This window comes from Pseudomonas sp. KCJK9016 (genome assembly GCF_046231795.1).
GTDB lineage: Bacteria > Pseudomonadota > Gammaproteobacteria > Pseudomonadales > Pseudomonadaceae > Aquipseudomonas > Aquipseudomonas bananamidigenes.
This window is the reverse complement of sequence record NZ_JBJJMM010000001.1, coordinates 66,031-89,125: the sequence shown is the minus strand read 5'-3', so window position 1 is coordinate 89,125 and position 23,095 is coordinate 66,031. Positions and strand designations below refer to the sequence as shown.

Annotated in this window: 22 protein-coding genes; 19 read left to right on the top strand and 3 right to left on the bottom strand. The window is 62.4% G+C overall.

The features are described 5' to 3' along the window. Window positions 1-54 precede the first annotated feature (54 nt). From ACK6BI_RS00405 to selO, 3 genes are read left to right on the top strand one after another with little or no spacing between them, the layout of a single operon-like run. Window positions 55-1,797 (top strand): potassium/proton antiporter, encoded by a 1,743-nt coding sequence (locus tag ACK6BI_RS00405; protein WP_065259501.1) that lies wholly within the window; start codon window positions 55-57, stop codon window positions 1,795-1,797. A gap of 34 nt (window positions 1,798-1,831) precedes the next feature. Further along, window positions 1,832-5,185 (top strand): mechanosensitive channel MscK, encoded by a 3,354-nt coding sequence (gene mscK / locus ACK6BI_RS00400; RefSeq protein WP_409315563.1) that lies wholly within the window; start codon window positions 1,832-1,834, stop codon window positions 5,183-5,185. 48 nt (window positions 5,186-5,233) lie between these two features. Then, entirely contained in the window at window positions 5,234-6,697 is a 1,464-nt protein-coding gene (gene selO, locus ACK6BI_RS00395; RefSeq protein ID WP_409315562.1) for a protein adenylyltransferase SelO, read from the top strand. Between the two features lie 6 nt (window positions 6,698-6,703). Here the strand turns inward: selO and ACK6BI_RS00390 are convergent, their stop codons facing one another. Both ACK6BI_RS00390 and ACK6BI_RS00385 read right to left on the bottom strand, forming a co-directional pair. After that, window positions 6,704-7,066, bottom strand: coding sequence for a type II toxin-antitoxin system PemK/MazF family toxin (locus tag ACK6BI_RS00390; RefSeq protein ID WP_409315561.1), 363 nt, complete (start codon window positions 7,064-7,066; stop codon window positions 6,704-6,706). Then, window positions 7,066-7,335 (bottom strand): PbsX family transcriptional regulator, encoded by a 270-nt coding sequence (locus ACK6BI_RS00385; protein WP_409315560.1) that lies wholly within the window; start codon window positions 7,333-7,335, stop codon window positions 7,066-7,068. Before ACK6BI_RS00385 ends, ACK6BI_RS00390 begins: the two co-directional genes overlap by 1 nt. A 231-nt stretch (window positions 7,336-7,566) precedes the next feature. Between ACK6BI_RS00385 and trxC the strand changes: the two genes are divergently transcribed. Then, window positions 7,567-8,001 carry a thioredoxin TrxC gene (trxC, locus tag ACK6BI_RS00380; RefSeq protein ID WP_409315559.1) on the top strand — a complete coding sequence of 145 codons (435 nt, stop codon included), beginning with the start codon at window positions 7,567-7,569 and terminating at the stop codon, window positions 7,999-8,001. A gap of 44 nt (window positions 8,002-8,045) precedes the next feature. Here the strand turns inward: trxC and ACK6BI_RS00375 are convergent, their stop codons facing one another. After that, entirely contained in the window at window positions 8,046-8,816 is a 771-nt protein-coding gene (locus ACK6BI_RS00375) for a ParA family protein (protein ID WP_065259497.1), read from the bottom strand. Window positions 8,817-9,185: 369 nt separating this feature from the next. Here ACK6BI_RS00375 and ACK6BI_RS00370 point away from each other — a divergent pair, with 369 nt between their 5' ends. The 15 genes from ACK6BI_RS00370 to ACK6BI_RS00300 are packed head-to-tail and all read left to right on the top strand — an operon-like array spanning window position 9,186 to window position 23,068. Beyond that, on the top strand, window positions 9,186-9,911 hold the full coding sequence (locus tag ACK6BI_RS00370) for a beta-ketoacyl synthase chain length factor (RefSeq protein ID WP_409315558.1): 726 nt from the start codon (window positions 9,186-9,188) through the stop codon (window positions 9,909-9,911). Continuing rightward, window positions 9,887-10,696: a lysophospholipid acyltransferase family protein gene (locus tag ACK6BI_RS00365; protein WP_409315557.1), complete on the top strand. Its 810-nt coding sequence runs from the start codon at window positions 9,887-9,889 to the stop codon at window positions 10,694-10,696. The genes ACK6BI_RS00370 and ACK6BI_RS00365 overlap by 25 nt, the downstream gene beginning before the upstream one ends. Further along, the gene (locus tag ACK6BI_RS00360; protein ID WP_065259494.1) at window positions 10,677-10,937 is read left to right on the top strand and encodes a phosphopantetheine-binding protein; all 261 of its coding nucleotides are present in this window, start codon (window positions 10,677-10,679) and stop codon (window positions 10,935-10,937) included. The genes ACK6BI_RS00365 and ACK6BI_RS00360 overlap by 20 nt, the downstream gene beginning before the upstream one ends. A 9-nt stretch (window positions 10,938-10,946) precedes the next feature. Beyond that, window positions 10,947-11,201, top strand: coding sequence for an acyl carrier protein (locus ACK6BI_RS00355; RefSeq protein ID WP_007909503.1), 255 nt, complete (start codon window positions 10,947-10,949; stop codon window positions 11,199-11,201). Then, window positions 11,198-11,743: a hypothetical protein gene (locus ACK6BI_RS00350; protein ID WP_409315556.1), complete on the top strand. Its 546-nt coding sequence runs from the start codon at window positions 11,198-11,200 to the stop codon at window positions 11,741-11,743. The genes ACK6BI_RS00355 and ACK6BI_RS00350 overlap by 4 nt, the downstream gene beginning before the upstream one ends. Next, window positions 11,740-13,419, top strand: coding sequence for an AMP-binding protein (locus tag ACK6BI_RS00345; RefSeq protein ID WP_409315555.1), 1,680 nt, complete (start codon window positions 11,740-11,742; stop codon window positions 13,417-13,419). Before ACK6BI_RS00350 ends, ACK6BI_RS00345 begins: the two co-directional genes overlap by 4 nt. Beyond that, window positions 13,412-14,146: a glycosyltransferase family 2 protein gene (locus ACK6BI_RS00340; protein ID WP_409315554.1), complete on the top strand. Its 735-nt coding sequence runs from the start codon at window positions 13,412-13,414 to the stop codon at window positions 14,144-14,146. The genes ACK6BI_RS00345 and ACK6BI_RS00340 overlap by 8 nt, the downstream gene beginning before the upstream one ends. Further along, window positions 14,143-15,090 carry a glycosyl transferase gene (locus ACK6BI_RS00335; RefSeq protein WP_409315553.1) on the top strand — a complete coding sequence of 316 codons (948 nt, stop codon included), beginning with the start codon at window positions 14,143-14,145 and terminating at the stop codon, window positions 15,088-15,090. The genes ACK6BI_RS00340 and ACK6BI_RS00335 overlap by 4 nt, the downstream gene beginning before the upstream one ends. After that, window positions 15,071-16,615, top strand: coding sequence for a histidine ammonia-lyase (hutH, locus tag ACK6BI_RS00330; protein ID WP_409315552.1), 1,545 nt, complete (start codon window positions 15,071-15,073; stop codon window positions 16,613-16,615). The genes ACK6BI_RS00335 and hutH overlap by 20 nt, the downstream gene beginning before the upstream one ends. Then, on the top strand, window positions 16,608-17,033 hold the full coding sequence (locus tag ACK6BI_RS00325; protein ID WP_409315551.1) for an acyl-CoA thioesterase: 426 nt from the start codon (window positions 16,608-16,610) through the stop codon (window positions 17,031-17,033). Before hutH ends, ACK6BI_RS00325 begins: the two co-directional genes overlap by 8 nt. Next, on the top strand, window positions 17,030-17,632 hold the full coding sequence (locus tag ACK6BI_RS00320; protein ID WP_409315550.1) for an outer membrane lipoprotein carrier protein LolA: 603 nt from the start codon (window positions 17,030-17,032) through the stop codon (window positions 17,630-17,632). The genes ACK6BI_RS00325 and ACK6BI_RS00320 overlap by 4 nt, the downstream gene beginning before the upstream one ends. After that, entirely contained in the window at window positions 17,616-19,955 is a 2,340-nt protein-coding gene (locus tag ACK6BI_RS00315; RefSeq protein ID WP_409315549.1) for an MMPL family transporter, read from the top strand. The genes ACK6BI_RS00320 and ACK6BI_RS00315 overlap by 17 nt, the downstream gene beginning before the upstream one ends. After that, entirely contained in the window at window positions 19,952-21,112 is a 1,161-nt protein-coding gene (locus ACK6BI_RS00310) for a sodium:proton antiporter (RefSeq protein ID WP_409315548.1), read from the top strand. The genes ACK6BI_RS00315 and ACK6BI_RS00310 overlap by 4 nt, the downstream gene beginning before the upstream one ends. Further along, the gene (locus ACK6BI_RS00305; protein ID WP_409315547.1) at window positions 21,099-22,346 is read left to right on the top strand and encodes an NAD(P)/FAD-dependent oxidoreductase; all 1,248 of its coding nucleotides are present in this window, start codon (window positions 21,099-21,101) and stop codon (window positions 22,344-22,346) included. The genes ACK6BI_RS00310 and ACK6BI_RS00305 overlap by 14 nt, the downstream gene beginning before the upstream one ends. Then, a complete protein-coding gene (locus ACK6BI_RS00300; RefSeq protein WP_409315546.1) occupies window positions 22,343-23,068 on the top strand; it encodes a class I SAM-dependent methyltransferase in 726 nt (241 codons plus the stop codon). The genes ACK6BI_RS00305 and ACK6BI_RS00300 overlap by 4 nt, the downstream gene beginning before the upstream one ends. Window positions 23,069-23,095: the final 27 nt, after the last annotated feature.

The following is a 23,095-nucleotide window of genomic DNA, read 5'->3' as shown; positions in this document are numbered from 1 at the left end:
ACGCAGACTGCATGGTCAGTTTGCGCCCGTCTTTCCGCTTCCGGAGTACTGCCTTTGAATGCGACGACCATCAACAGCCTGTTCTTGATCGGCGCGTTGCTGGTAGGTGCGAGCATTCTTGTCAGTTCTCTTTCGTCGCGCCTCGGCATCCCGATTCTGGTGATCATCCTTGCGGTCGGCATGACCGCCGGGGTCGATGGCGGCGGCATCATTTTCGATAACTACCCGACGGCCTATCTGGTCGGCAACCTCGCGCTGGCAGTGATCCTGCTCGACGGTGGTTTGCGCACCCGGGTGTCGAGTTTCCGCGTGGCCTTGTGGCCGGCCCTGTCGCTCGCCACGGTCGGCGTGCTGATAACCACCGGCCTCACCGGCATGGCCGCCGCGTGGCTGTTCGACCTCAATCTGATCCAGGGCCTGCTGATCGGCGCCATCGTCGGTTCCACCGACGCCGCGGCGGTGTTCTCGCTGCTCGGCGGCAAGGGCCTGAACGAGCGGGTGACCGCCAGCCTGGAAATCGAATCCGGCAGCAACGACCCGATGGCGGTGTTCCTCACCGTGACCCTGATCGACATGCTCGCCAGCGGCCAGACCGGCCTGCACTGGAGCCTGCTGACCCACCTGATCCGCGAGTTCGGCATCGGCGGCGTGATCGGCCTCGGCGGCGGCTGGCTGATGCTGCAACTGGTGAACCGGATCAACCTCGCCACCGGTCTCTATCCGATCCTGGTGATCGCCGGCGGCCTGGTGGTGTTTGCCCTGACCAACGCCCTGCACGGCAGCGGCTTCCTCGCTGTCTACCTGTGCGGCCTGGTGATCGGAAACCGCCCGGTGCGCAGTCGCCACGGCATCCTGCACATGCTCGACGGCATGGCGTGGCTGGCGCAGATCGGCATGTTCCTGGTGCTGGGCTTGCTGGTCACTCCCCACGACTTGCTGCCGATCGCCCTGCCTGCCCTGGGGTTGGCGCTGTGGATGATTCTGTTCGCACGGCCCCTGTCGGTGGTGGTCGGCCTGTTGCCGTTCAAGGCTTTCCACGGTCGCGAAAAAGCCTTCATTTCCTGGGTCGGCCTGCGCGGCGCGGTACCGATCATTCTGGCGGTATTCCCGCTGATGGCCGGCCTGCCGAATGCGCAGCTGTACTTCAACCTCGCCTTCTTTATCGTGCTGGTGTCGCTGCTGGTGCAGGGCACGAGCCTGCCGTGGGTGGCCCGGCTGCTCAAGGTGACGGTGCCACCGGAGCCTGCGCCGATCTCCCGTTCGGCCCTGGAAGTACACATCACCAGCGAGTGGGAACTGTTCGTCTACAAGCTCGGCGCGGAGAAATGGTGCATCGGTTCGCCCCTGCGGGAGCTGAAAATGCCCGAAGGCACCCGTATCGCAGCCCTGTTTCGCGGCCAGCAACTGCTCCATCCGTCGGGTAGTACGGTGCTGGAAGTCGATGATTTGCTGTGTGTCATCGGCCATGAACACAACCTGCCGGCCCTCGGAAAACTGTTCAGCCAGGCACCGCAACGGGGCCTCGATCTGCGCTTCTTCGGCGACTTCGTACTCGAAGGAGACGCCCAGCTCAAAGCGGTTGCTGCCCTCTACGGCCTGTCGGCCGACGGTATCGATCCGGACATGACCCTGGGCCACTTCATTGCCCAGAAAGTCGGCGGCGCGCCGATCGTCGGCGACCAGGTGGAATGGAACAACACCCACTGGACGGTTGCGGTCATGGACGGGAACAAGATCGCCAAAGTGGGCGTCAGATTCCCCGAAGGAAGTCGCCCGGGCCCCGGGCTCTTCCTCTAAACTGCGTCCACCCTCACTTGCTTGACCGGTCTCTATGCCTACCCTGCGCTCCTTTTTCGTCGCGGCCCTGCTGGGCCTGAGTCTCACTGTCGGCCCGCTGCAGGCCGCCGAACCGCCGTCCAGCGATGCCGTGCAGGCCAATCTGGACAAGATTGCCGACAGCAAGCTGCCCGAGGCTGACAAGAAGACCCTGCAAACGCAGCTTCAAAACACCCTGAACCAACTCAACAACCGCCGTGACTACGAGCAGAAACTGAGTGATCTGAAGCAGCTGCTGGCCACCGCTCCGAAGCAGACGATCGAAAACACGCGCGAACTGGCACGACTCAAGGCCACCGCCGTGGTACCGGTGGCGCAACGCTTCACCAAGGAAAGCATCCCGCAGCTGGAGCAGATACTCACCGAGCGTTCGACCCAGCAAAGCGATCTGCAAAAGGCCCTGGCGGACGCCAACAGCCTGATCATCACCGCCCAGACACGACCGGAGCGGGCACAGGCCGAAATTTCCACCAGCCAGACCCGCATCCAGCAGATCAACGGCATCCTCAAGACCGGCAAGGACAGCGGCAAGACCCTGAGCGCCGAGCAACGTGACCTGCTCAATGCCGAGCTGTCCGCACTCAATGCCCTGATTCCGCTGCGCCGTCAGGAACTGGCCGGCAACAACCAGTTGCAGGATCTGGGCAACAGCCAGCATGACCTGCTCACGGAAAAGTCCGACCGTCTGGACCATGAGATTCAGGAACTGCAGACACTGATCAACCAGAAGCGTCTGACCCTGTCTCAGGAAACGGTGACGCAGCAATCGATCGAGGCTCAGAAGTCAGGCAGCAGCACCCTGCTGGCCACTGAAAGCGCGGCCAACCTCAAGCTTTCCGACTACCTGCTCAAAAGCACCGACCGTCTCAACCAGCTCACCCAGCAGAATCTGCAGACCAAGCAGCAACTGGACAGCGTGACCCAGAGCGACTCGGCCCTCGACGAACAGATCAACGTGCTCAAGGGCAGTCTGCTGCTGTCGAAGATTCTCTACAAACAGAAGCAGGCGCTGCCACGCCTCAAGGTCGACCGCGACCTGGCAGACCAGATCGCCGACATTCGTCTGTACCAGTTCGAAATCAACCAGCAGCGCGAACTGCTGAGCAATCCGGCGACTTACGTCGACAATCTGCTGTCCACCCAGCCGCCGGAGCAAGTCACGCCGCAACTGCGCAAGAGTCTGCTGGAACTGGCCAACACCCGCGTCGATCTGCTGGAACGGCTGAGTCGCGAACTGAGCGCAATGCTCAATGAATCGATCACCCTGCAACTGAACCAGAAGCAATTGCTGAGTACCGCGCAAAGCCTGCGCGCGACCCTCGACGAGCAGATGTTCTGGATTCCCAGCAACAAGCCGCTGGACACTGAATGGATTCGCGGCGTGCCGGAACGGCTGAAACGCCAGATCGACACCCTGCCGCTGGCCTCGAGCCTGAGCGAACTGACCGACGGCCTGACTCAGCGCCCGCTGCTGTTCCTGCCTCTGGCACTGTTGATCGGTGCACTGCTGTGGCGTCGCAAACAACTGTATGCCCGTCTGAACAAGGTTCACCAGGACATCGGCCATTTCAAGCGCGACAGCCAGTGGCATACGCCGCAGGCGATTCTGATCAACATCCTGCTGGCGATGCCCGTGGCATTGGGCCTGGCACTCTGCGGGCTGGCACTGCAGATCGACGCCCGGGGCCAGAACGCCAACATGGGCGCGGCCTTGTTGCAAATGGGCCAGGCATGGCTGGTGTTCTACACCGCTTACCGGATCCTCGCACCCGGCGGCGTGGCCGAATTGCACTTCCGCTGGGAGAAGCCGCAGGTCGAATTCCTTCAGGGCTGGGTGCGTCGCCTCGGCCTGGTGGTGATGGCGCTCGTGGCCGTGGTGGCGGTTGCCGAACTGCAACCGGCGGCGCTGGCCGATGACGTGCTCGGCATGCCGGTGGTGCTGACCTGCTACGCCCTGATGGCATGGCTGCTCAGCCGCCTGCTGATCAGCAGCCCGACCCACGAAAACGCCTCGCTGTTCCGCAAGGCCGTGGGAATCATGTTCACCCTGCTGCCCATCGCGCTGTTCGTCGCGGTGTGCTTCGGCTATTACTACACCGCACTGAAACTCAGCGACCGCTTGATCAACACCCTGTACCTGCTGATGTTCTGGCTGGTGATCGAAGCCACGTTCGTCCGCGGTCTGGCGGTTGCCGCCCGGCGTCTGGCCTATCAGCGCGCCCTGGCCAAGCGTCAGGCAGCGAAAGAAGCGGGCGACGGCGAAGCGGTGATCGAAGAACCGACCCTGGACATCGAGAAGGTCAACGAACAGTCCCTGCGCCTGATTCGCCTGGCGCTGCTCGGCGGTTTCATCGCCGCGCTGTACTGGGTCTGGGCCGACCTGATCACGGTGTTCTCGTACCTCGACAACATCACCCTCTACGAATACACCAGCGGCACCGGCGCCAACATGAGCATGGTGCCGATCAGCATCGGCGACATGCTCGGCGCGCTGATCATCATCGGTATCACCTTTGCGCTCGCACGCAACCTGCCGGGCCTGCTGGAAGTATTCGTGCTGTCGAAACTCAATCTGGCCCAGGGCAGCGCCTACGCGACAACCACGCTGTTGTCCTACGTGATCGCCGGGGTCGGTTTCGTCTCGACCCTGTCGACCCTCGGCGTGAGCTGGGACAAGTTGCAATGGCTGGTGGCGGCGCTTTCCGTCGGCCTTGGTTTCGGCATGCAGGAGATCTTCGCGAACTTCATCTCCGGCATCATGATCCTGTTCGAACGCCCGGTACGCATCGGCGACACCATCACCATCGGCAACCTGTCGGGCACTGTGAGCAAGATCCGCATCCGCGCCACGACCATCACCGACTTCGACCGCAAGGACATCATTGTCCCCAACAAGACGTTCATCACCGGCCAGCTGATCAACTGGTCGCTGACCGACACCATCACCCGCGTGACGCTGAAACTCGGTGTCGATTACGGCTCGAACCTGGATCTGGTCAAGGAACTGCTGCTCAAGGCCGCCCGGGAAAACCCGCGTGTGCTCAAAGAGCCCGAGCCGCACGTGTACTTCCTCAACTTCGGCGAAAGCACCCTCGACCACGAGCTGCGCATGCACGTGCGCGACCTCGGAGACCGCAACCCGGTCATCGACGAGGTCAATCGCTTCATCAACCGCGAGTTCAAGAAACAGCACATCAACATCTCGTTCCGGCAGATGGAGGTTTACCTGAAGAACCTTCACGGCCAGGAATACAAACTGGTGCCGGTCGAAGACGACAGCAAAGCCACCGCCCCGAGCAGCGACGAGCAAAAACCGTTGCAAGAGCCGCCGCCGGCCAAACTCGACTAACCCGGCCATTCCCAGCAGAATGCTCGGACATTCTGCTGGAGCCGGCCCTTGAAAGCCCTCGACGAACTGACCTTCGACAACCGCTTCGCCCGCCTGGGTGACGCGTTCTCGGCCCATGTGCTGCCCGAACCGATCGATAACCCGCGACTGGTGGTCGCCAGCCCAGCGGCCCTGGCGTTGCTGGATCTGGAACCGGCGACGGCTGAAACCCGGGAATTCGCTGAACTGTTCGGCGGGCATAAGCTATGGGCCGACGCCGAGCCGCGGGCGATGGTCTATTCCGGGCATCAGTTCGGCGGTTACACCCCGCAACTGGGTGACGGTCGCGGGCTGTTGCTGGGCGAGGTTTACAACGATGCGGGCGAACACTGGGACTTGCACCTCAAGGGCGCCGGACAGACGCCGTTTTCTCGCATGGGCGATGGTCGTGCGGTGCTGCGTTCGTCGATTCGTGAGTTCCTGGCGTCCGAAGCGCTGTATGCGCTGAACATTCCGTCTTCACGCGCCGCCTGCGTGATCGGTTCCGACACTCCGGTCTGGCGCGAAAAACAGGAACGCGCCGCGATGGTGCTGCGTCTGGCACCAAGTCATGTGCGCTTCGGGCATTTCGAATACTTCTATTACACCAGGCGTCCCGAGCAGCAGAAGCAGCTCGGCGAGCACGTATTGGCGATGCACTTCCCCGAGTGCCTGGAACAGCCGGAGCCTTACCTGGCGATGTTCCGCGAAATTGTCGAGCGCAATGCCGAACTGATCGCCAAGTGGCAGGCCTACGGTTTCTGCCACGGGGTGATGAACACCGACAACATGTCGATCCTCGGCATCACCTTCGACTTCGGCCCGTTCGCCTTCCTCGACGACTTCGACGCGAACTTCATCTGCAACCACTCGGATGATCAGGGCCGTTACTCATTCAGCAATCAGGTGCCGGTCGGCCAGTGGAACCTCAGCGCCCTGGCCCAGGCCCTGACGCCGTTCATCAGTGTCGAAACCCTGCGCGAAACCCTCGGCCTGTACCTGCCGCTGTTCCAGGCCCATTACCTCGATCTGATGCGCCGCCGTTTGGGCTTGACCACGGCCGAGGACGACGACCAGCAACTGCTGGAGCAACTGCTGCAACTGATGCAGAACAGCGGCGTCGACTACACGCTGTTCTTCCGTCGCCTGGGTGAACAGTCAGCAGACCAGGCCGTTGCCCGGCTGCGCGATGACTTTGTGGATATCCGAGGTTTCGATGCGTGGGGCGAGCGGTATGTCGACCGCGTCGCCCGCGATGACGCGACCGATCAGCAACAGCGCCGTGCGCGGATGCACGCGGTAAATCCGCTGTACATCCTGCGCAATTACCTGGCGCAGAAAGCGATCGATGCTGCCGAGCGGGATGACTACTCAGAGGTGCGCCGGCTGCATGCGGTGTTGAGCAATCCATTCGAGGAACAGCCCGGAATGGACAGCTATGCGGAGCGGCCGCCGGAGTGGGGCAAGCATCTGGAGATCAGTTGTTCGTCGTGAGGAGGCTCAGTCCAAGGGGTCGATTGCGCTGACTACCCGAGCGACGATGTCAGCCATCGTCACTTCGTCCAGTCGCTCAATAAACTTTGCGTTTCCCTCTCGTATGCGCTGTTCGATATCAAAGCTACGAACCTGATTACACACCGCAACACCGTTGGTCTCATGACCGGAAATGGTTACCGCCAATCCCGAGCTTCGGCTGAAATTGCCGCCGCTGGTGATCGGTACGGTCATGCTGACGCCCAGGGCATTTATCTCCCGAGGAGTGATGACTACAAAACGATGCCTGTTTATCATCTCCCGCCCGGCCACCGGATTTGGATCAATCCAGTAAACATCTCCCCGTTGCGGGGGCTGTCGACGCACCATCAACCCAGCTCCCTGCCAACAGGCTCACCTTCGCGAGCTTCGGCAGTTTGAGCATTCAGTTCTTGCAACTGCTCGGCACCCTCAAGCAGTTCGACCAAGCTATAACGTTTGCGAACAACAGGCGCCACGGGACGAGCTATCAACTCCCCTTCAACCACATTCAGCTCCAGTTGAGCTCCCACATCCAAATGCAACAGTTTCAACAGCGTTGGCGGAATCGTTATGACTGCAGCGCCTCCCTGACGGCGAATTCTGGAAGTTACGGACATGAAGTCACTCCGATCCGGTAAATGGAAGTCATCGAACTCTTGATTTGTGCAACAAAAGTAGCACGCAGATACAGTCAAAGCGATCTACTCACGACGAGCGTTAAAAACAGGAATTTGCTTTCAGCCTAGACATCAATCGCAAGGTAACCGGCGCTGTGACGATTCAAGACATTGATAAATGAGTCCCTCGACACCAGATCAATGATATCAATTGCCCAATCGAGACCTGTCATGCCCGACCCACTCCTCATCCCCTGCCCCGCCTGCAACGGCCTCAACCGCATCCCCGCCGAGCGCCTCAGCGACCACCCGAAATGCGGGCGCTGCAAGTCCGAGGTGTTGTTGAACACGCCTTTCGAACTCAAGCAGGGCGATTACGCCAGCCAGATCAAGGGCGATCTGCCGTTGCTGGTGGATGTCTGGGCGGACTGGTGCGGGCCGTGCAAGTCGTTTGCGCCGGTATTCGAGCAGGCGGCGACGCAACTGGCGGGCAAGTGCCGGCTGGCCAAGCTGGACAGCGAGGCCAATCAGCAGTTGTCGGCACAGTTGGGGATTCGCTCGATTCCGAGCCTGATCCTGTTCAGGAACGGCCGTGAGGTGGCACGTCAGAGTGGGGCGTTTCCGCTGCCGCAACTGATGGCGTGGCTGCGCAGCCAGGGCATCTGATACAACACCAACCCGTGTGGGAGCTGGCTCCCACACGGCTTTTTTCAGGCGTCTTCGAGCAAGTTGTGCAGTTCGACGAACTGCTGCGTCAGCTTGTGTCGCGGATCGAGATGAATCAGCGGTGTGCTGGCCTGGTGCGATTCGCGCATGCGCACAGAACTGGCCAGATACACCGGCAGCACCGGCAAACCCTCGGCGATCAGTTCATCGAGCATCTGCTGCGGCAGGCTGGCCCGGGCCTGGAACTGGTTGACCACAATGCCTTCGACTTCGAGGCCTTCGTTGTGGTCATCCTTGAGCTCTTCGATTTCCGACATCAGACCGTACAGCGCTTGGCGCGAGAAGCTGTCGCAATCGAAGGGAATCAATACCCGATCAGCGGCAATCAACGCCGACACCGCGTAAAAATTCAGGGCTGGCGGCGTGTCGAGGTAGATCCGGTCGTACTCTTCGCCCAATTCATCCAGCAACTTTCTCAGCTTGTTGATCTTGTGCTTGGCCTCGAGTTTGGGCTGCAAGTCAGCCAGCTCCGCCGTCGCGGTGATGATGTGCAGGTTGTCGAACGGCGTTTCGTAGATATCCGCCTGGTTCTTTCTGGAGAACGGGCCCGAGGACAGGGTCTGCTTGAAGAAGTCGGCGATACCCATCGGAATGTCATTACCGGTAAGCCCGGTCAGGTACTGAGTGGAGTTGGCCTGGGCATCGAGATCCACCAACAGCGTGCGATAACCCTCGCTGGCGCTGACCGCCGCCAGATTGCAGGCGATACTGGATTTGCCCACGCCACCTTTCTGATTGAACACCACGCGCCGCATGACAAAACCTCCGTGTATCAAAGAATGACCGAGTGTAGTGTCGCCCAGCCCTGCTTCGCTACCTCCATGGATGCGGACTACAGAGTCAGACGTAAATGTCTTAATGAACACGCCGTCAAGACTGCCATTGACCACAGATACGCCTGACAGACAAACCCGGCGTGATCTGGATAATGGCCAAGTGACATTTTTCGCCATGTACCCTTTGGTCCATTTCAGCGCGCAAAATGTAACCAGCATTTGCTACACACTCGTCGCACCGGGATAATGCGCGCCACCCGGGGCCAAGCGCCACGCCACTTCCGGCAAGGTCAGCACACTTGCGGTGCTGGCAAAACAGCGTCAAATGAGCCCGCAGGGGCGGAATGAATGTCCGAGATCAACTTCAACATCGCCCAATGGCGCGCCTGGGCTCCCGGGCTCGACAGCGTGGACGCCTGGCAGGCCTGGAGCCGACAGCCGGTTGCGCTCCCCGGCAGTGATGCCGCGCCCGATGTGTCGTTCCTTCCGGCCATGCAGCGGCGCCGCCTCAGCCGCCTGGCGCGCATGGCCTTCAGTGTTGGCTGGCCGCTGGCCGAGGGGCGGGAAAACCTGCCACTGGTGTTCATTTCACGCCACGGTGAAACCCCGCGTACGTTCGAGATCCTCAGCGATCTGGCCAGTGAACAGCCGCTGTCGCCGACCCAGTTCAGCCTCTCCGTGCACAACGCGATCATCGGCCTTTGGTCGATCATGCGTGGAGAAACCAGCGAAATGACCGCCCTTGCCGCCGCCGGCGACGGTCTCGAACACGGCATGCTGGAAGCTGCCGCCCTGCTCGATGAAGGCGCTCCGGCGGTGCTACTGGTGATCACCGAAGAACAGCCTCCCGAAGCCTATTCGGCCTGGATCGATGATGTGCCGTTTCCGTATGCGGTGGGCTTGCTGCTGACCCCCGGTACCGACTGGCGGCTGACCCTGAACAGCGCCCCGCAAGCACTGTCCAAGGCGCAATGGCCCCATGCGCTGAATCTGCTGCAAACCCTGCTCGGCCAGCAAACCCTTTGCCAACATGCCTGGAAAAATCGTGTATGGACCTGGCAACGCAACCCGTGACCGAAAAGCACCGCGATGCCTATTACTGGCGTCTGCTCGCCACCGCCTTCAGCTTTGCCCTGTTCGGCCTTGGCGGGCTGTGTCTGCGTCTGCTGGTATTTCCGCTGCTGGGCTGCCTGCCGGGTGATGCGAAGGCTCATCGGGAACGGGCACGGCAGACCGTCAGTCGGCTGTTCTGGTTTTTCGTTCGGTTCATGGCCCGAACCGGGGTGCTGACCTATGACATTCAGGGCGCGGAACGCCTCGGCCGCCCCGGGCAGATGATCATCGCCAACCATCCGTCGCTGATCGATGTGGTGTTCCTGATCGGCCTGGTGCGCCACGCCAATTGCGTGGTCAAGAAAAGCCTGTGGGAAAACCCTTTCACCCGCGGCCCGCTGCGCAGCACCGAATACATCAGCAACGATGGCAGCATGGACATGCTCGATGCCGCCGCCGATGCGCTGCAAAACGGCCAGACCCTGATCATTTTCCCGGAAGGCACGCGTACCCGGCCCGGGCAGGCACCCGCCTTCCATCGGGGCGCTGCAGCCATTGCACTGCGCGGTGCGAAAATCGTCACACCCGTGATCATCAAGGTCAGCCCGACGACCCTGACCAAGGCCGAACCCTGGTATCGCATTCCGAGCCGCCGGGTTCACTTCAGTTTTCGCGTCGGGGCCGATATAGACCCACAGACTTTTGCCGCGCAAGGCCCTGCCCCGCAGGCTTCGCGCAAGCTCAACGACTTTCTGCACCATTTTTTCATCAAGGAGCTCGCCGAAGATGAGCGATCTGCACCGTGAGATAAAACTGCTGATCATCGACGCCCTGGGCCTCGAAGACATCAGCGCCGATGACATCGGCGACAACCAGACGCTGTTCGGCGAAGGCCTGGGCCTGGACTCCGTCGACGCGCTGGAACTGGGTCTGGCGATCCAGAAAAAGTACGGCATCAAGATCGACGCCGACGCCAAGGACACCCGCAACCATTTCACCAACGTGGCGAGCCTCGCGGCGTTCGTCACGGCAAAACAGGCAGCTTGAGACCGGACCATGCAAACTCGTGACGACATTTTCAACACCTTGCGCGATGCCCTGGTCGAGCTGTTCGAACTGGATCCGGCTCGCGTGAGCCTGGAATCGAATCTGTATCAGGATCTGGAAATCGACAGCATCGACGCTGTCGACCTGATCGATCACATCAAGCGTCAGACCGGCAAAAAAATCGCCGCCGAAGAGTTCAAGTCGGTACGTACTGTCGGCGACGTGGTCGAGGCGGTCTACCGTCTGGTTCAACCGGCCGCATGAGCCGACTGATCGGCCTCGGTCTGCTGCTGGCAGGCCTGTTGTATCCCTTCGCGGTGTATTTCGGCATGGAGCACTTTGCGCCGTGGCAGTTCGGCCTGCTGCTGGGCAGCCTGTGGCTGGCTCGTGCCCTGACCGGCGAGCGCAAGCCCGGCAGCCTGTGGATGGCCTGCGTGGCCATCGTGTTCTGCCTGCTGCTGGCGCTGTTCGACAGCCCGCTGTTGCTGCGCTGGTATCCGGTGCTGATCAGCGGTTTCATGCTGGTGCTGTTCAGCTTGAGCCTGAAATACGGCCCGCCGATGGTCGAGCGCCTGGCACGGATACGCGAGCCGCAATTGCCGCCCGAGGCGATCCGCTATACCCGCCGGGTCACTGCGGCCTGGAGCGTGTTTTTCTTCTGCAACGGTCTGTGCGCCGCCCTGCTGACCCTTTGGGCGCCGCTGCACTGGTGGATGTTGTACACCGGCCTGATCTCCTACGGATTGATCGGCCTGATGTTTGCCATTGAATGGCTGATACGACAACGGGTAAGAGGTCGCCCATGAACTGGATAAAACTTGAGCAGCTGTTGCTCAAGGACATGCCGCAACGCGCAATCACTTTCGCGCCGGCACTCGATCACGCACACCTGCGCGAGCAGGCGCTGAGCCTGGCCGCCAGCCTGAAGGCCCGGGGCGTACAACGTCTGGCCGTGCACCTGGAAGATGCCACAGAGCTGGCGATCGCGCTGCTGGGTGCCTGGCGCGCCGGCGTCAGCGTGTTGTTGCCCTCGGACCTGCAGGCGCAGACCCGCCAGCGCTGGTCGAGCGAAGTCGACCTGTGGCTGACCGATCATGCGGATGACGCACACCTGAGCGATTTGCAGCAAACCGCACTGGCGGGCGCCGAACTGGATCTCGACCAGTGCCGCCTGAGCCTGTGCACGTCCGGCTCCAGCGGCGAACCCAAACGCATCGAAAAATCCCTGCGGCAACTGGCCAACGAAGTCGAAGCCCTCGAGCAACTGTGGGGTGCGGATCTTGGCGACGCCTGCATCATCGGCAGCGTCGCCACCCAGCACATTTACGGTCTGCTGTTCCGTGTGCTTTGGCCGCTGTGTGCCGGGCGCCCGTTCCTGCGCAAGCAACTGGCCTTTCCCGAAGACATGCAGAGCGCCAGCCGCGAACACCCGGCCTTCGCCTGGGTGGCCAGCCCGGCGCTGCTCAAGCGCATGGGCGACAACCTCGACTGGCCGGCCCTGAGCGCCGTGCGCCGGGTGTTTTCCTCCGGCGGCGCGCTGCCGGCAGATGCCGCGCAGAGCCTGCACCAGCGCTTGCAGCAGTGGCCGACGGAAATCCTCGGCAGCTCGGAGACCGGCGGTATCGCCTGGCGTCAGGGCCAACAGCTGTGGCAGCCGTTTGCCGGCGTCGAGCTGAGCCAGGACGGCGACGGCGCCCTGTTGATCGCCTCGCCGTACCTGCCCGCCGGGCATGTCGAACACACCGCCGATGCCGCACGCATCGAAGCCGATGGTCGCTTCGAACTGCTGGGGCGGTTGGACCGGATCGTCAAACTGGAAGAAAAACGCATCTCCCTGCCGATGCTGGAACAAGCCTTGGTCGCTCACGAATGGGTCACCGAAGCGCGACTCGGTGTGGTGCAGGAAAACCGTGCCTCCCTGGGCGTCTTGCTGGTGCTCAGCGATTCAGGTCTGTTTGCCTTGCGTGAACACGGCCGGCGCAGCCTCACCGAAACCCTGCGCCGTCATCTCGGTGAGCATTGCGAAGCTCTTGCCCTGCCCCGGCGCTGGCGCCTGCTGCGCCAACTGCCGCTTAACCCTCAGGGCAAGCTGCCCCAGGCCGAGGTCGAAGCCTTGCTGCTCGCGCCTCGACCAAAGGCACCGGAGGTTCTGGAACAGACCGAAACCGATGGCGAGTGGAGCCTGCAACTGAGCGTGCCGCCAGACCTCGCTTACTTCAGCGGTCACTTTCCCAAGGCCCCGGTGTTGCCCGGCGTGGTGCAGGTCGAGTGGGCGCTGAACCTTGGTCGTCAACTATTGAACCTGTCCGGCGCCTTCGCCGGGATGGAAGTCCTGAAATTCCAGCAACTGGTGCGCCCCGGCGATGAAATCCAGCTGCACCTGCGCTTCGACCCTGAACGCGGCAAGCTGTATTTCACCTACCGCAACGACACCGCCACCTGCTCCAGCGGGCGGATTCTGTTGGGGGCCGGCAATGCATAATCCTTGCGCGGTCATCCCGGTCTACAACCACGAAACCGCCATCACCACCGTGATCGAAGCCCTGCTCGCCCAGGGCTTGCCATGCATTCTGGTGGACGACGCCAGCAGCAAGGCCTGTGCAGCCGTGCTGGACGTTCTGGCCGAACGCGAGCGGGTGTATCTGGTGCGCCTGACCGCTAATCAAGGCAAGGGCGGCGCAGTGATGACCGGCCTGCGTGAAGCTGCACGACTGGGCTTCAGCCATGCCTTGCAGGTCGATGCCGATGGCCAGCACGACTTGCGGGATGTCAGCCGCTTCATCGAGGAATCCCGCGCCCATCCACAGGCCCTGATTTGCGGTTATCCGCTGTACGACGCCAGCGTGCCCAAGGGGCGCCTGTACGCCCGTTACCTGACTCACGTGATGGTGTGGATCAACACCCTGTCGCTGCAGATCCGCGATTCGATGTGCGGTTTCCGGGTGTATCCGCTGGAGCCGACACTGGCAGTGATCGACTCGGCGCGGATCGGCAGGCGCATGGATTTCGACTCGGACATCCTCGTGCGCCTGTCCTGGCGCAACCAGCCGATGCGCTGGCTGCAGACCCGCGTGCATTACCCGCTGGACGGCGTGTCGCACTTTCGCCTGCTTCACGACAACGTGCTGATTTCGAGCATGCACACACGCCTGTTTTTCGGCATGTTGCTGCGCTCGCCCGTCATTCTCTGGCGACGGTGGCGCGCATGACCGTCGAAACCGACAAGAAGCACTGGGCCGACCGCGAAGAACGCGGCAGTTTCCTGCTGATGAAATTCACCGCGTTCGCCGCCAAAGTCCTTGGCCGGCGTCTGCTGAGCCCGTTGCTGTACGGCATCGTCCTGTACTTCTTCCTGTTCGGCCGCACGGCGCGGCGCAGTGCCTGGCAGTACCAGCAGCGTCTGGCCGACTGGAGCAATCGCCGCGAGTTGCGCCCGAGCCTGTGGCGCGTGTTCGGGCAGTTCATGGCGTTCGCCGATTCATTGCTCGACAAGCTCGACGTGTGGAACCGCAAACTGAGCATCGAGCAGATCGAAATCATCGACCCGGCGCTGTTGCGCAATCAGCTGCGGGGCAGTCGCGGGCAAATGCTGGTCGGCGCGCATCTGGGCAACCTCGAAGTGTGCCGCGCGCTGGCGGAGATCGGCGAAAAGGTCACCATGAACGTGCTGGTGCATACGAAGCACGCCGAACAGTTCAACCGTCTGCTGGGCGAAGCCGGGGCGACCAATCTGCGGCTGATCCAGGTCAGCGAGCTGGACCCGGGAATCATGCTGCAGCTCAACGAGCGTCTGGAGCGCGGCGAGTGGCTGGCGATTGCCGGCGACCGCGTGCCGCTGCATGGCGGGCGCACCGTGACCGTGGACTTTCTCGGCCATCCGGCGCGGTTTCCGCAAGGTCCGTGGCTGCTGGCCGGTCTGCTGAAATGCCCGATCAATCTGCTGATGTGCCTCAAGCAACCCGACGGGCACTATCGCCTGACCCTCGAACCGTTCGCCGATGCCGTGACCTGGACCCGCCGCGACCGCGAACAGGTCATTCATCAGTGGGCGACCCGCTACGCCGAACGCCTGAGTCACTATTGCCTCGAAGCACCGAAGCAATGGTTCAACTTTTACCCTTTCTGGAAGACCGATGAAGACGCCACCCCTTGAGCCGGTAACCTTCGGCGAACGCCCCTTGCGCATCGAAGACGTGCTGGCCCTGGCCAACCGTCAGGCGCCCGTGCAGTTGCAGAGCGACGCCGACTACCGCGAACGCATCGCCAAGGGTGCGCGGTTCCTCGATTCGCTGCTGGACAAGGAAGGCGTGATCTATGGTGTGACCACCGGTTACGGCGACTCCTGCGTGGTGGCGGTGCCGCTGCATCACGTCGAAGCATTGCCGCAGCATCTCTACACGTTCCATGGTTGCGGCCTGGGCAAGCTGCTCGACGCCCAGGCCACCCGCGCAGTGCTGGCGGCGCGTTTGCAGTCGTTGTGCCATGGCGTGTCCGGGGTACGCATCGAGCTGCTGGAGCGCCTGCATGCCTTCCTTGAACACGACATACTGCCGCTGATCCCCGAAGAGGGTTCGGTGGGCGCCAGCGGCGACCTGACGCCGCTGTCCTACGTTGCCGCGACCCTGTCCGGCGAGCGTGAAGTGATGTTCCGTGGCGAACGTCGTCAGGCTGCCGACGTCCACTGCGAACTGGGCTGGACCCCGCTGGTGCTGCGCCCGAAAGAAGCGCTGGCACTGATGAACGGCACAGCCGTGATGACCGGTCTTGCCTGCCTCGCCTACGCCCGCGCCGATTACCTGCTGCAACTGTCCACCCGCATCACCGCGCTGAACGTGGTGGCGCTGCAAGGCAATCCGGAGCACTTCGACGAGCGCCTGTTCGCCGCCAAGCCGCACCCGGGGCAGATGCAGGTCGCCGCGTGGCTGCGCAAGGATCTGGCGATCGACGCACCGACCGCGCCGCTGCATCGCCTGCAGGATCGCTATTCCCTGCGTTGCGCACCGCACGTGCTCGGCGTATTGGCCGACAGCCTGAACTGGCTGCGCTCGTTCATCGAGACCGAACTCAACAGCGCCAACGACAACCCGATCATCGACGCCGAAGCCGAGCGCGTGCTGCACGGCGGGCACTTCTACGGCGGGCATATCGCGTTCGCCATGGACAGCCTGAAAAACCTCGTGGCCAACGTCGCCGACCTGCTCGACCGACAACTCGCGCTGCTGGTGGACGAGCGTTACAACCATGGATTGCCGAGCAACCTGTCCGGCGCCAGCGCCGACCGCGCGATGCTCAACCACGGCTTCAAGGCCGTGCAGATCGGCGCCAGTGCCTGGACCGCCGAAGCGTTGAAAAACACCATGCCCGCCAGCGTGTTCTCGCGCTCCACCGAATGCCACAACCAGGACAAGGTGAGCATGGGCACCATCGCCGCCCGCGACGCCATTCGCGTGCTCGAGCTGACTGAACAGGTGGCTGCCGCCACCCTGCTCGCGGCCAATCAGGGCGTGTGGCTGCGTGGCCGTGATGAAGACGCACGACCACTGCCTCCGTCCCTGGCCGCCATGCATGAAGAACTGGCCAAAGACTTCCCGCCGGTGATCGAAGACCGCGCCCTGGAAGGCGAATTGCGCCTGTGCCTGCAACGCATCGCCGAACAACACTGGAGGCTGCATGCGTAGCGCCGGAGTGCTTCACGCCGATACGGAAATCCTCGTACCGTTCTTTGACGTCGACACCATGCACGTCGTCTGGCACGGCCACTACGTGAAATACCTGGAAGTGGCGCGCTGCGCGCTGCTCGACAAGATTGGCCACAACTACAACCAGATGGGCGACTCGGGCTATGCCTGGCCGGTGATCGACCTGCAACTGCGCTACGTGCGCGGCGCGGTGTTCGGTCAGCGGCTGAACGTGCGCGCCAGCCTGGTGGAGTGGGAAAACCGTCTGAAGATTCACTACCTGATCACTGACGCCGAGACCGGCGAGCGCCTGACCCGCGCCAGTTCGGTGCAGGTCGCCGTCGAAGTGAGCAGCCGCGAGATGCAACTGGCGTCGCCGAAAGTCTTCACCGATGCCGTGGAAAGGATGCTGCGATGAATGCGTTCATGAAATCTCTTGGTGCCCTGGCGCTGCTGACGCTGTCGTCGCTGGCCAACGCCTTCGATCTGCAACAGCTGAGCGATCAACTGGCGAAACCGGATGTGATCCACGGCCAATTCATCCAGGAAAAACACCTGCGCGCCCTGCCCCGACCGCTGATCAGCAAGGGCAGCTTCGTGCTGGCGAAAAACCACGGCCTGCTCTGGCTGCTGAAAACTCCGCTGCAACAGGATTACCGCATCAATGGCAAAGGCATTGCCCGTCGTGACGTCAGCGGTTGGCAACTGTTGCCGGGCAAGAGCGCCGGCGCCGAGCAGAACCGTTTGTTCCTCGCTGTGCTGCAAGGCGACAGCAGCGGTCTGCAACGGGATTTCGAACTGGCCCTGAGCGGCGACGCACAACAATGGCATCTGACGCTTACCCCACGCTCGGTGCTGCTCAAGCAGGTGTTCAACCAGATCAACATCACCGGCGGCACGCTGGTGAACACCATCGAACTGCTGGAAACCCAGGGCGACAGCACCGTGCTGCGCATGCAGGACAGCACCGCCGGCCAACCGTTGAGCGACGCGGAGCAACATGACTTTGCCGAGTGAACGCAGGCTGCCCTGGCTGTTCCTGATCCTGTTGCTGGCTGTCGGCGCACTGGGCGCCTGGCAGTGGCGCGATGGCGCACCGCTGTCGGCGAACCTGATGGAGCTGGTGCCCGGCACCCATCCGGACGCCATCGAGCAGCGCGCCGAACAACGCATGCAGGAACCGCTCAACCGGGAAATGCTGGTACTGGTCGGTCACGCCGATCGCCAGCAGGCCATTGCCATGGCCCGGACTCTGGGCGAACAGTGGCAGGCCAGCGGGCTGTTCGAAAAGGTCCAGTGGAATCTGCAAGCCGACCTGCCTGCCCTGCGCACGCAATTGCTGCAAGGGCGACTGGCAATGCTCTCGGCCGATGATCGACAACTGTTGATCGAACACCCGGACGCCTTTATCCAGCAACGGGTGCAGGCACTGTTCGATCCGTTCACCGGTTTCAGCCTGGTGCCGAGTCAGGACGACTGGCTGGGCCTGACCGGACGCATCCAGAACAGCCAGCCGCAGCACGGTTCGGTGCAACTGGACATCGGCAGCGGCGCGCTGATCGCCGATGCCGACGGCAAGCGTTGGGTGCTGCTGCGGGCGCGCACCACCGGCAACGCTTTCGACATGAACCTGCCGCTGCAGGTCGCCGCGCTGCTGCAACACAGCCGCGAGCAAGCGGCGAAAGCCGATGTGCAACTGCTGGCCGCCAGCGGATTGCTCTATGCGGCCAACGGCCAGCAACAGGCCACGCGGGAGATCTCCTGGGTTGGCGGCGGCGCGACACTCGGCATTCTGTTGCTGCTGTTGCTCGCCTTCCGCCGCTGGCGGGTGTTGCTGGCGTTCGTTCCGGTGCTGGTGGGCATGCTGTTCGGCGCGGTGGCTTGCGTGGCGCTGTTCGGACACCTGCATGTGATGACGCTGGTGCTCGGTTCGAGCCTGATCGGCGTGGCAGTGGATTACCCGCTGCACTATCTGTCCAAGAGCTGGAGCCTCAAGCCCTGGCGCAGCTGGCCGGCGCTGCGGCTGACCGTCTCGGGCCTGACCCTGAGCCTGATCACCAGCGCCATCGGCTATCTGGCGCTGGCGTGGACGCCGTTTCCGGCCCTGACCCAGATCGCCGTGTTCTCCGCCGCCGGTCTGCTCGGCGCCTACCTGTCGGCGGTGTGTCTGCTGCCGGCGCTGTTGAGCAATGTTGAAATCCAGCCGGCGCAATGGCCGTTGCGACTGGCCGAACGCATGGTCAGCCTTAGGGAGACCTTGCTGGAACATGTGCGCACGCCGATTCTGTTCGCCCTGCTGATCGCCTTCTGCGCCGGCGGTCTGGTGCAACTGCAAAGCAAGAACGACATCCGCCAGTGGGTCGGCGCGCCACAGCATCTGACCGATGAGGCGCAGTCCATCGCCCGCATTACCGGTTATCAGCCGACCAGTCAGTTCTTCCTGGTGCGCGCGGAAAACCAGGAGCAACTGCTGGAGCGTCAGGCTGCGTTGAGTGAGCGACTGGAGCAACTGGTCAACCTCGACAAGTTGCAGGGCTTTCTGGCGCTCAACCAGTTGGTGAGCCCGCCGAGCCAGCAACAGCAGGTTCGCGAAGCGCTGAACAAATTGCCGCAGTTCTGGCAGCCGCTGCTTGAAGTCGGTGTTCCGCCGGCAGCCCTGCAAGCCGAACTGACGCAGTTGCAATCCCTGCCCGCCGAAGACATCGACACCGCGCTCAGCGGTCCGCTCGGTGAGCCTTACCGCACTTTGTGGCTCGGTCCGGTCGAAGGCGGCGTGGCGGCGATGGTCAGCCTGCAAGGCCTGAACAATCCGGCGCTGCTGCGGGTACAGGCGCTGGACCTGCCCGGCGTGGAACTGGTGGATCGCCTCGGTGACCTTAACCGGGTGTTTGCCGAAACCCAGATCAGCGCCGCCGAACTGAAACTCGCCTCTTGCGTGCTGATCGTGCTGGTGTTGATTCTGCCGTTCGGTCTCGGCGGCGCGCTGCGCATCGTTTCCCTGCCGCTGCTTGCGGCGCTGTGCAGCCTGGCCAGCCTCGGCTGGCTCGGTCAGCCGCTGACCCTGTTCAGCCTGTTCGGCCTGTTGCTGGTCACGGCGATCAGCGTCGATTACGCGATCCTCATGCGTGAGCAGATCGGCGGCGCGGCGGTGAGCCTGCTCGGCACCTTGCTCGCGGCACTCACAACATGGCTGTCATTCGGCCTGCTGGCGGTGTCGAGTACGCCGGCAGTGAGCAATTTCGGGTTGTCGGTGAGCCTCGGGCTGGCCTTCAGCTTCCTGCTGGCGCCGTGGGCCGGGCGTCATGCTCACGCTGTGAGAGCTGCGGAGCGTCCGGCATGATGATCGCGGTGTTCTGGCTGATGGCACTGGTGTTGTTCGCCATCGCGACCCGTATCGGCCGGCATTTCGGGTTGATTCCGATTGTCAGCCAGTTGCTGCTGGCCAGCTTCGCGCTGCCGCTGTTGATGTATATCTGGATCGAGCCGGACTGGCAGCTCAGTGGTGCCGATCTGATTGCGCCGGCTTGGCTGAAAAACCTCTATAGCCTGGGTTTCGCCCTGTTGCTCGGACACATTCTCAGCGACGTGATCGACCTGCGTCTGGATCGTCAGAGTGTGAAAATCGCCCTGCCGAGCTTCGCCGTGCCCTTCGTCTGCGGTCTCGCGACGGCGTACTGGCTGCTGCCGACGCAACCGTGGATCAATTCGCTGGCCATCGGTCTGGTGTTCGCCATCACCGCGATCCCGGTGCTGTATCTGTACCTGCGGTATATCGACTATCCGCCCGCCGCAACCCGGCGTCTGGTGCAGACCGCGATCCTGATCGACCTGACCTGCTGGACCCTGTTCGGCCTCGCCCAGGGCAGTCTGCACCTGAGCAGTCTGTTGCTGCCGCTGGGGCTGGCCTGTGTGCCGTTGCTGCTAAGGGTGTTCGGCATCCGCCGACCACTGACTTACAGCCTCGGTTTTTTTGCGATGCTGGTGCTGGCCGAACACTACAAACTCAATGCGCTGATTTTCGGCATCGGCTATCTGCTGTGCATGGCCGCGCTGAAGGTACCGCTGGTGCTGCCGTTGCCGGCACGCTGGATGAACCGTTTGCAGACGTGGATCGCGATTCCGCTGATCCTCACCTTCGGCATCGTGCAGATCGATGTGCACAGCGCCCTCGCCAGCCTCGGTGCTGTGCAATGGGCGGCGCTGCTGCTGTTGCCGATCGCCAGCAAACTGCTCGGCAACTGGCTGGGCCTGGGCTGGGCCGGTGCTTCGTTCGAAGGCGCCAGTCGCTGGCGCGAAAGCGTGCTGCTGAACATCCGCGGCTTGAGCGAAATCGTTTTTCTCAACCTGCTGTTGCAACAACAGCTCATCAGCCCGGCGCTGTACTTTGCGCTGATGCTGATGGGGCTGATCGCGACGCTGTTGCCGGCCCTCATCGGTCTGCACCGCGTATCGCAAAACCCAATTGCCGCACCCAGGAGTTCGCGTGCCAATCGTTGAAATGGAATCCCGTCAGGTCGTGATCATCGGCGCCGGCCCTTCCGGCGCCATCGCTGCCGCGTTGCTCAAGCGCAAGGGTCACGATGTGCTGGTCATCGAGCGTCAGCATTTCCCGCGGTTTTCCATCGGCGAAAGCCTGCTCAGCCATTGCCTGGATTTCGTCGAAGAAGCCGGCATGCTCGATGCGGTGAACGCCGCCGGATTCCAGCGCAAGACCGGCGCAGCATTCGCCTGGGGCGAGCGCTACAGCGCGTTCGATTTCGGCGATACGTTCAGCGGCGGCAAACCGACCACCTTCCAGGTACAACGCGCCGACTTCGACAAACTGCTGGCCGATCAAGCCACGCTGCAGGGTGTGGAAATCCGTTATGGCGATGCCATCGTCAGCGTCGATGTCGAGCGCCCGTGCCCGCTACTCGAAGTACGCCGCGAGGACGGCAGCGAGTACCGTGTCGAGGCCGGCTTCGTTCTTGATGCCAGCGGCTACGGTCGCGTACTGTCGCGCTTGCTGGATCTCGAAGCGCCCTCGAATTTCCCGCTGCGCCAGGCCGTGTTCACCCACATCGAAGATCACATCGATCACCCGGCCTTCGACCGCGAGAAAATCCTCGTCACCACCCATCCGCAGCATCGCGATGTCTGGTTCTGGACGATTCCGTTCAGCAACGGTCGCTGCTCGGTGGGTGTAGTGGCGGCTGCCGAACATTTCGAAGGCCGCGATGCCGACCTCGATGCCTGCCTGCGCGGTTTCATCGCTGAAACCCCGAGCCTGGCAAAGGTGCTGAACAACGCCGTGTGGGACACTCCGGCGCGGACTCTCGGCGGCTATGCGGCCAACGTCAAAACCCTTCACGGTCGCGGTTTTGCCCTGCTGGGCAATGCGGCGGAGTTTCTCGATCCGGTGTTCTCTTCCGGCGTGACCATCGCCATGCGCTCGGCGAGCATGGCCGCTGGCGTATTGCACCGGCAGTTGCAGGGCGAAACCGTGGACTGGCAAAGCGAGTTCGCCGAACCCTTGAAACGCGGCGTCGACACCTTCCGCGCCTACGTCGAGGGTTGGTACGCCGGCACCTTTCAGGACGTGATTTTTCATGAGCAGGCCTCCCCGGACATCCGTCGCATGATCTGCTCCATCCTTGCCGGTTATGCCTGGGATGAACGCAACCCGTTCGTCAGCGAAGCACGCCGCCGGCTGAAGACGATTTCCGAACTCTGTGCAAAGGACGCCCCATGAATTACTTGAGCGACAGCTACGTCGAGGAAACCCGTTTCGGCTTCTGGTTCCTGCGCAGCCACACCTGGCAACATCATGTGTTGCGCGTGGCGATCAATGATCTGCGCGGGTTGTTCAGCGAATCGCTGCCGGCCCACCCGGTGCTGCTGGATGCAGGCTGCGGCCAGGGAAAATCCTTCGGCCACCTGCGCCAGACTTTCGCCCCACAGCGTTTGATCGGCGTCGATGCCGACCCGCACAGCCTGGAACTGAGCGCCGCAGAGGCGGCGCGCCAGGGTTTCGCCGTCGAGCTGATCGGCAGCGATTGCGCGACCCTGAACGTGCCGGACGCGAGCGTCGATCTGCTGTTCTGTCACCAGACCTTCCATCATCTGGTGGAGCAGGAAAAAGCCCTGGCCGAGTTCTACCGGGTGCTCAAGCCGGGGGGGTATCTGCTGTTCGCCGAGTCCACCGAGGCCTACATTGATACGTGGGTCATCCGTTGGTTGTTCCGCCATCCGATGCATGTGCAGAAAAGTGCCGCGCAGTATCTGGAAATGATCCGCCGGCAGGGCTTCGAGTTCGGCGAACGGAATGTTTCCTACCCGTACCTGTGGTGGAGCCGGGCGAAGGATTTCGGCCTGCTTGAGCGTTTCGGCCTGCGCCAGCCGAAGCCGTTTGGCGAGCGCGAAGAAACCCTGGTCAATGTCGTGGCGCGCAAACCGCTGGAAGGAACTTGCTGATGTCGCACTTTACTTGTGGGAGCGAGC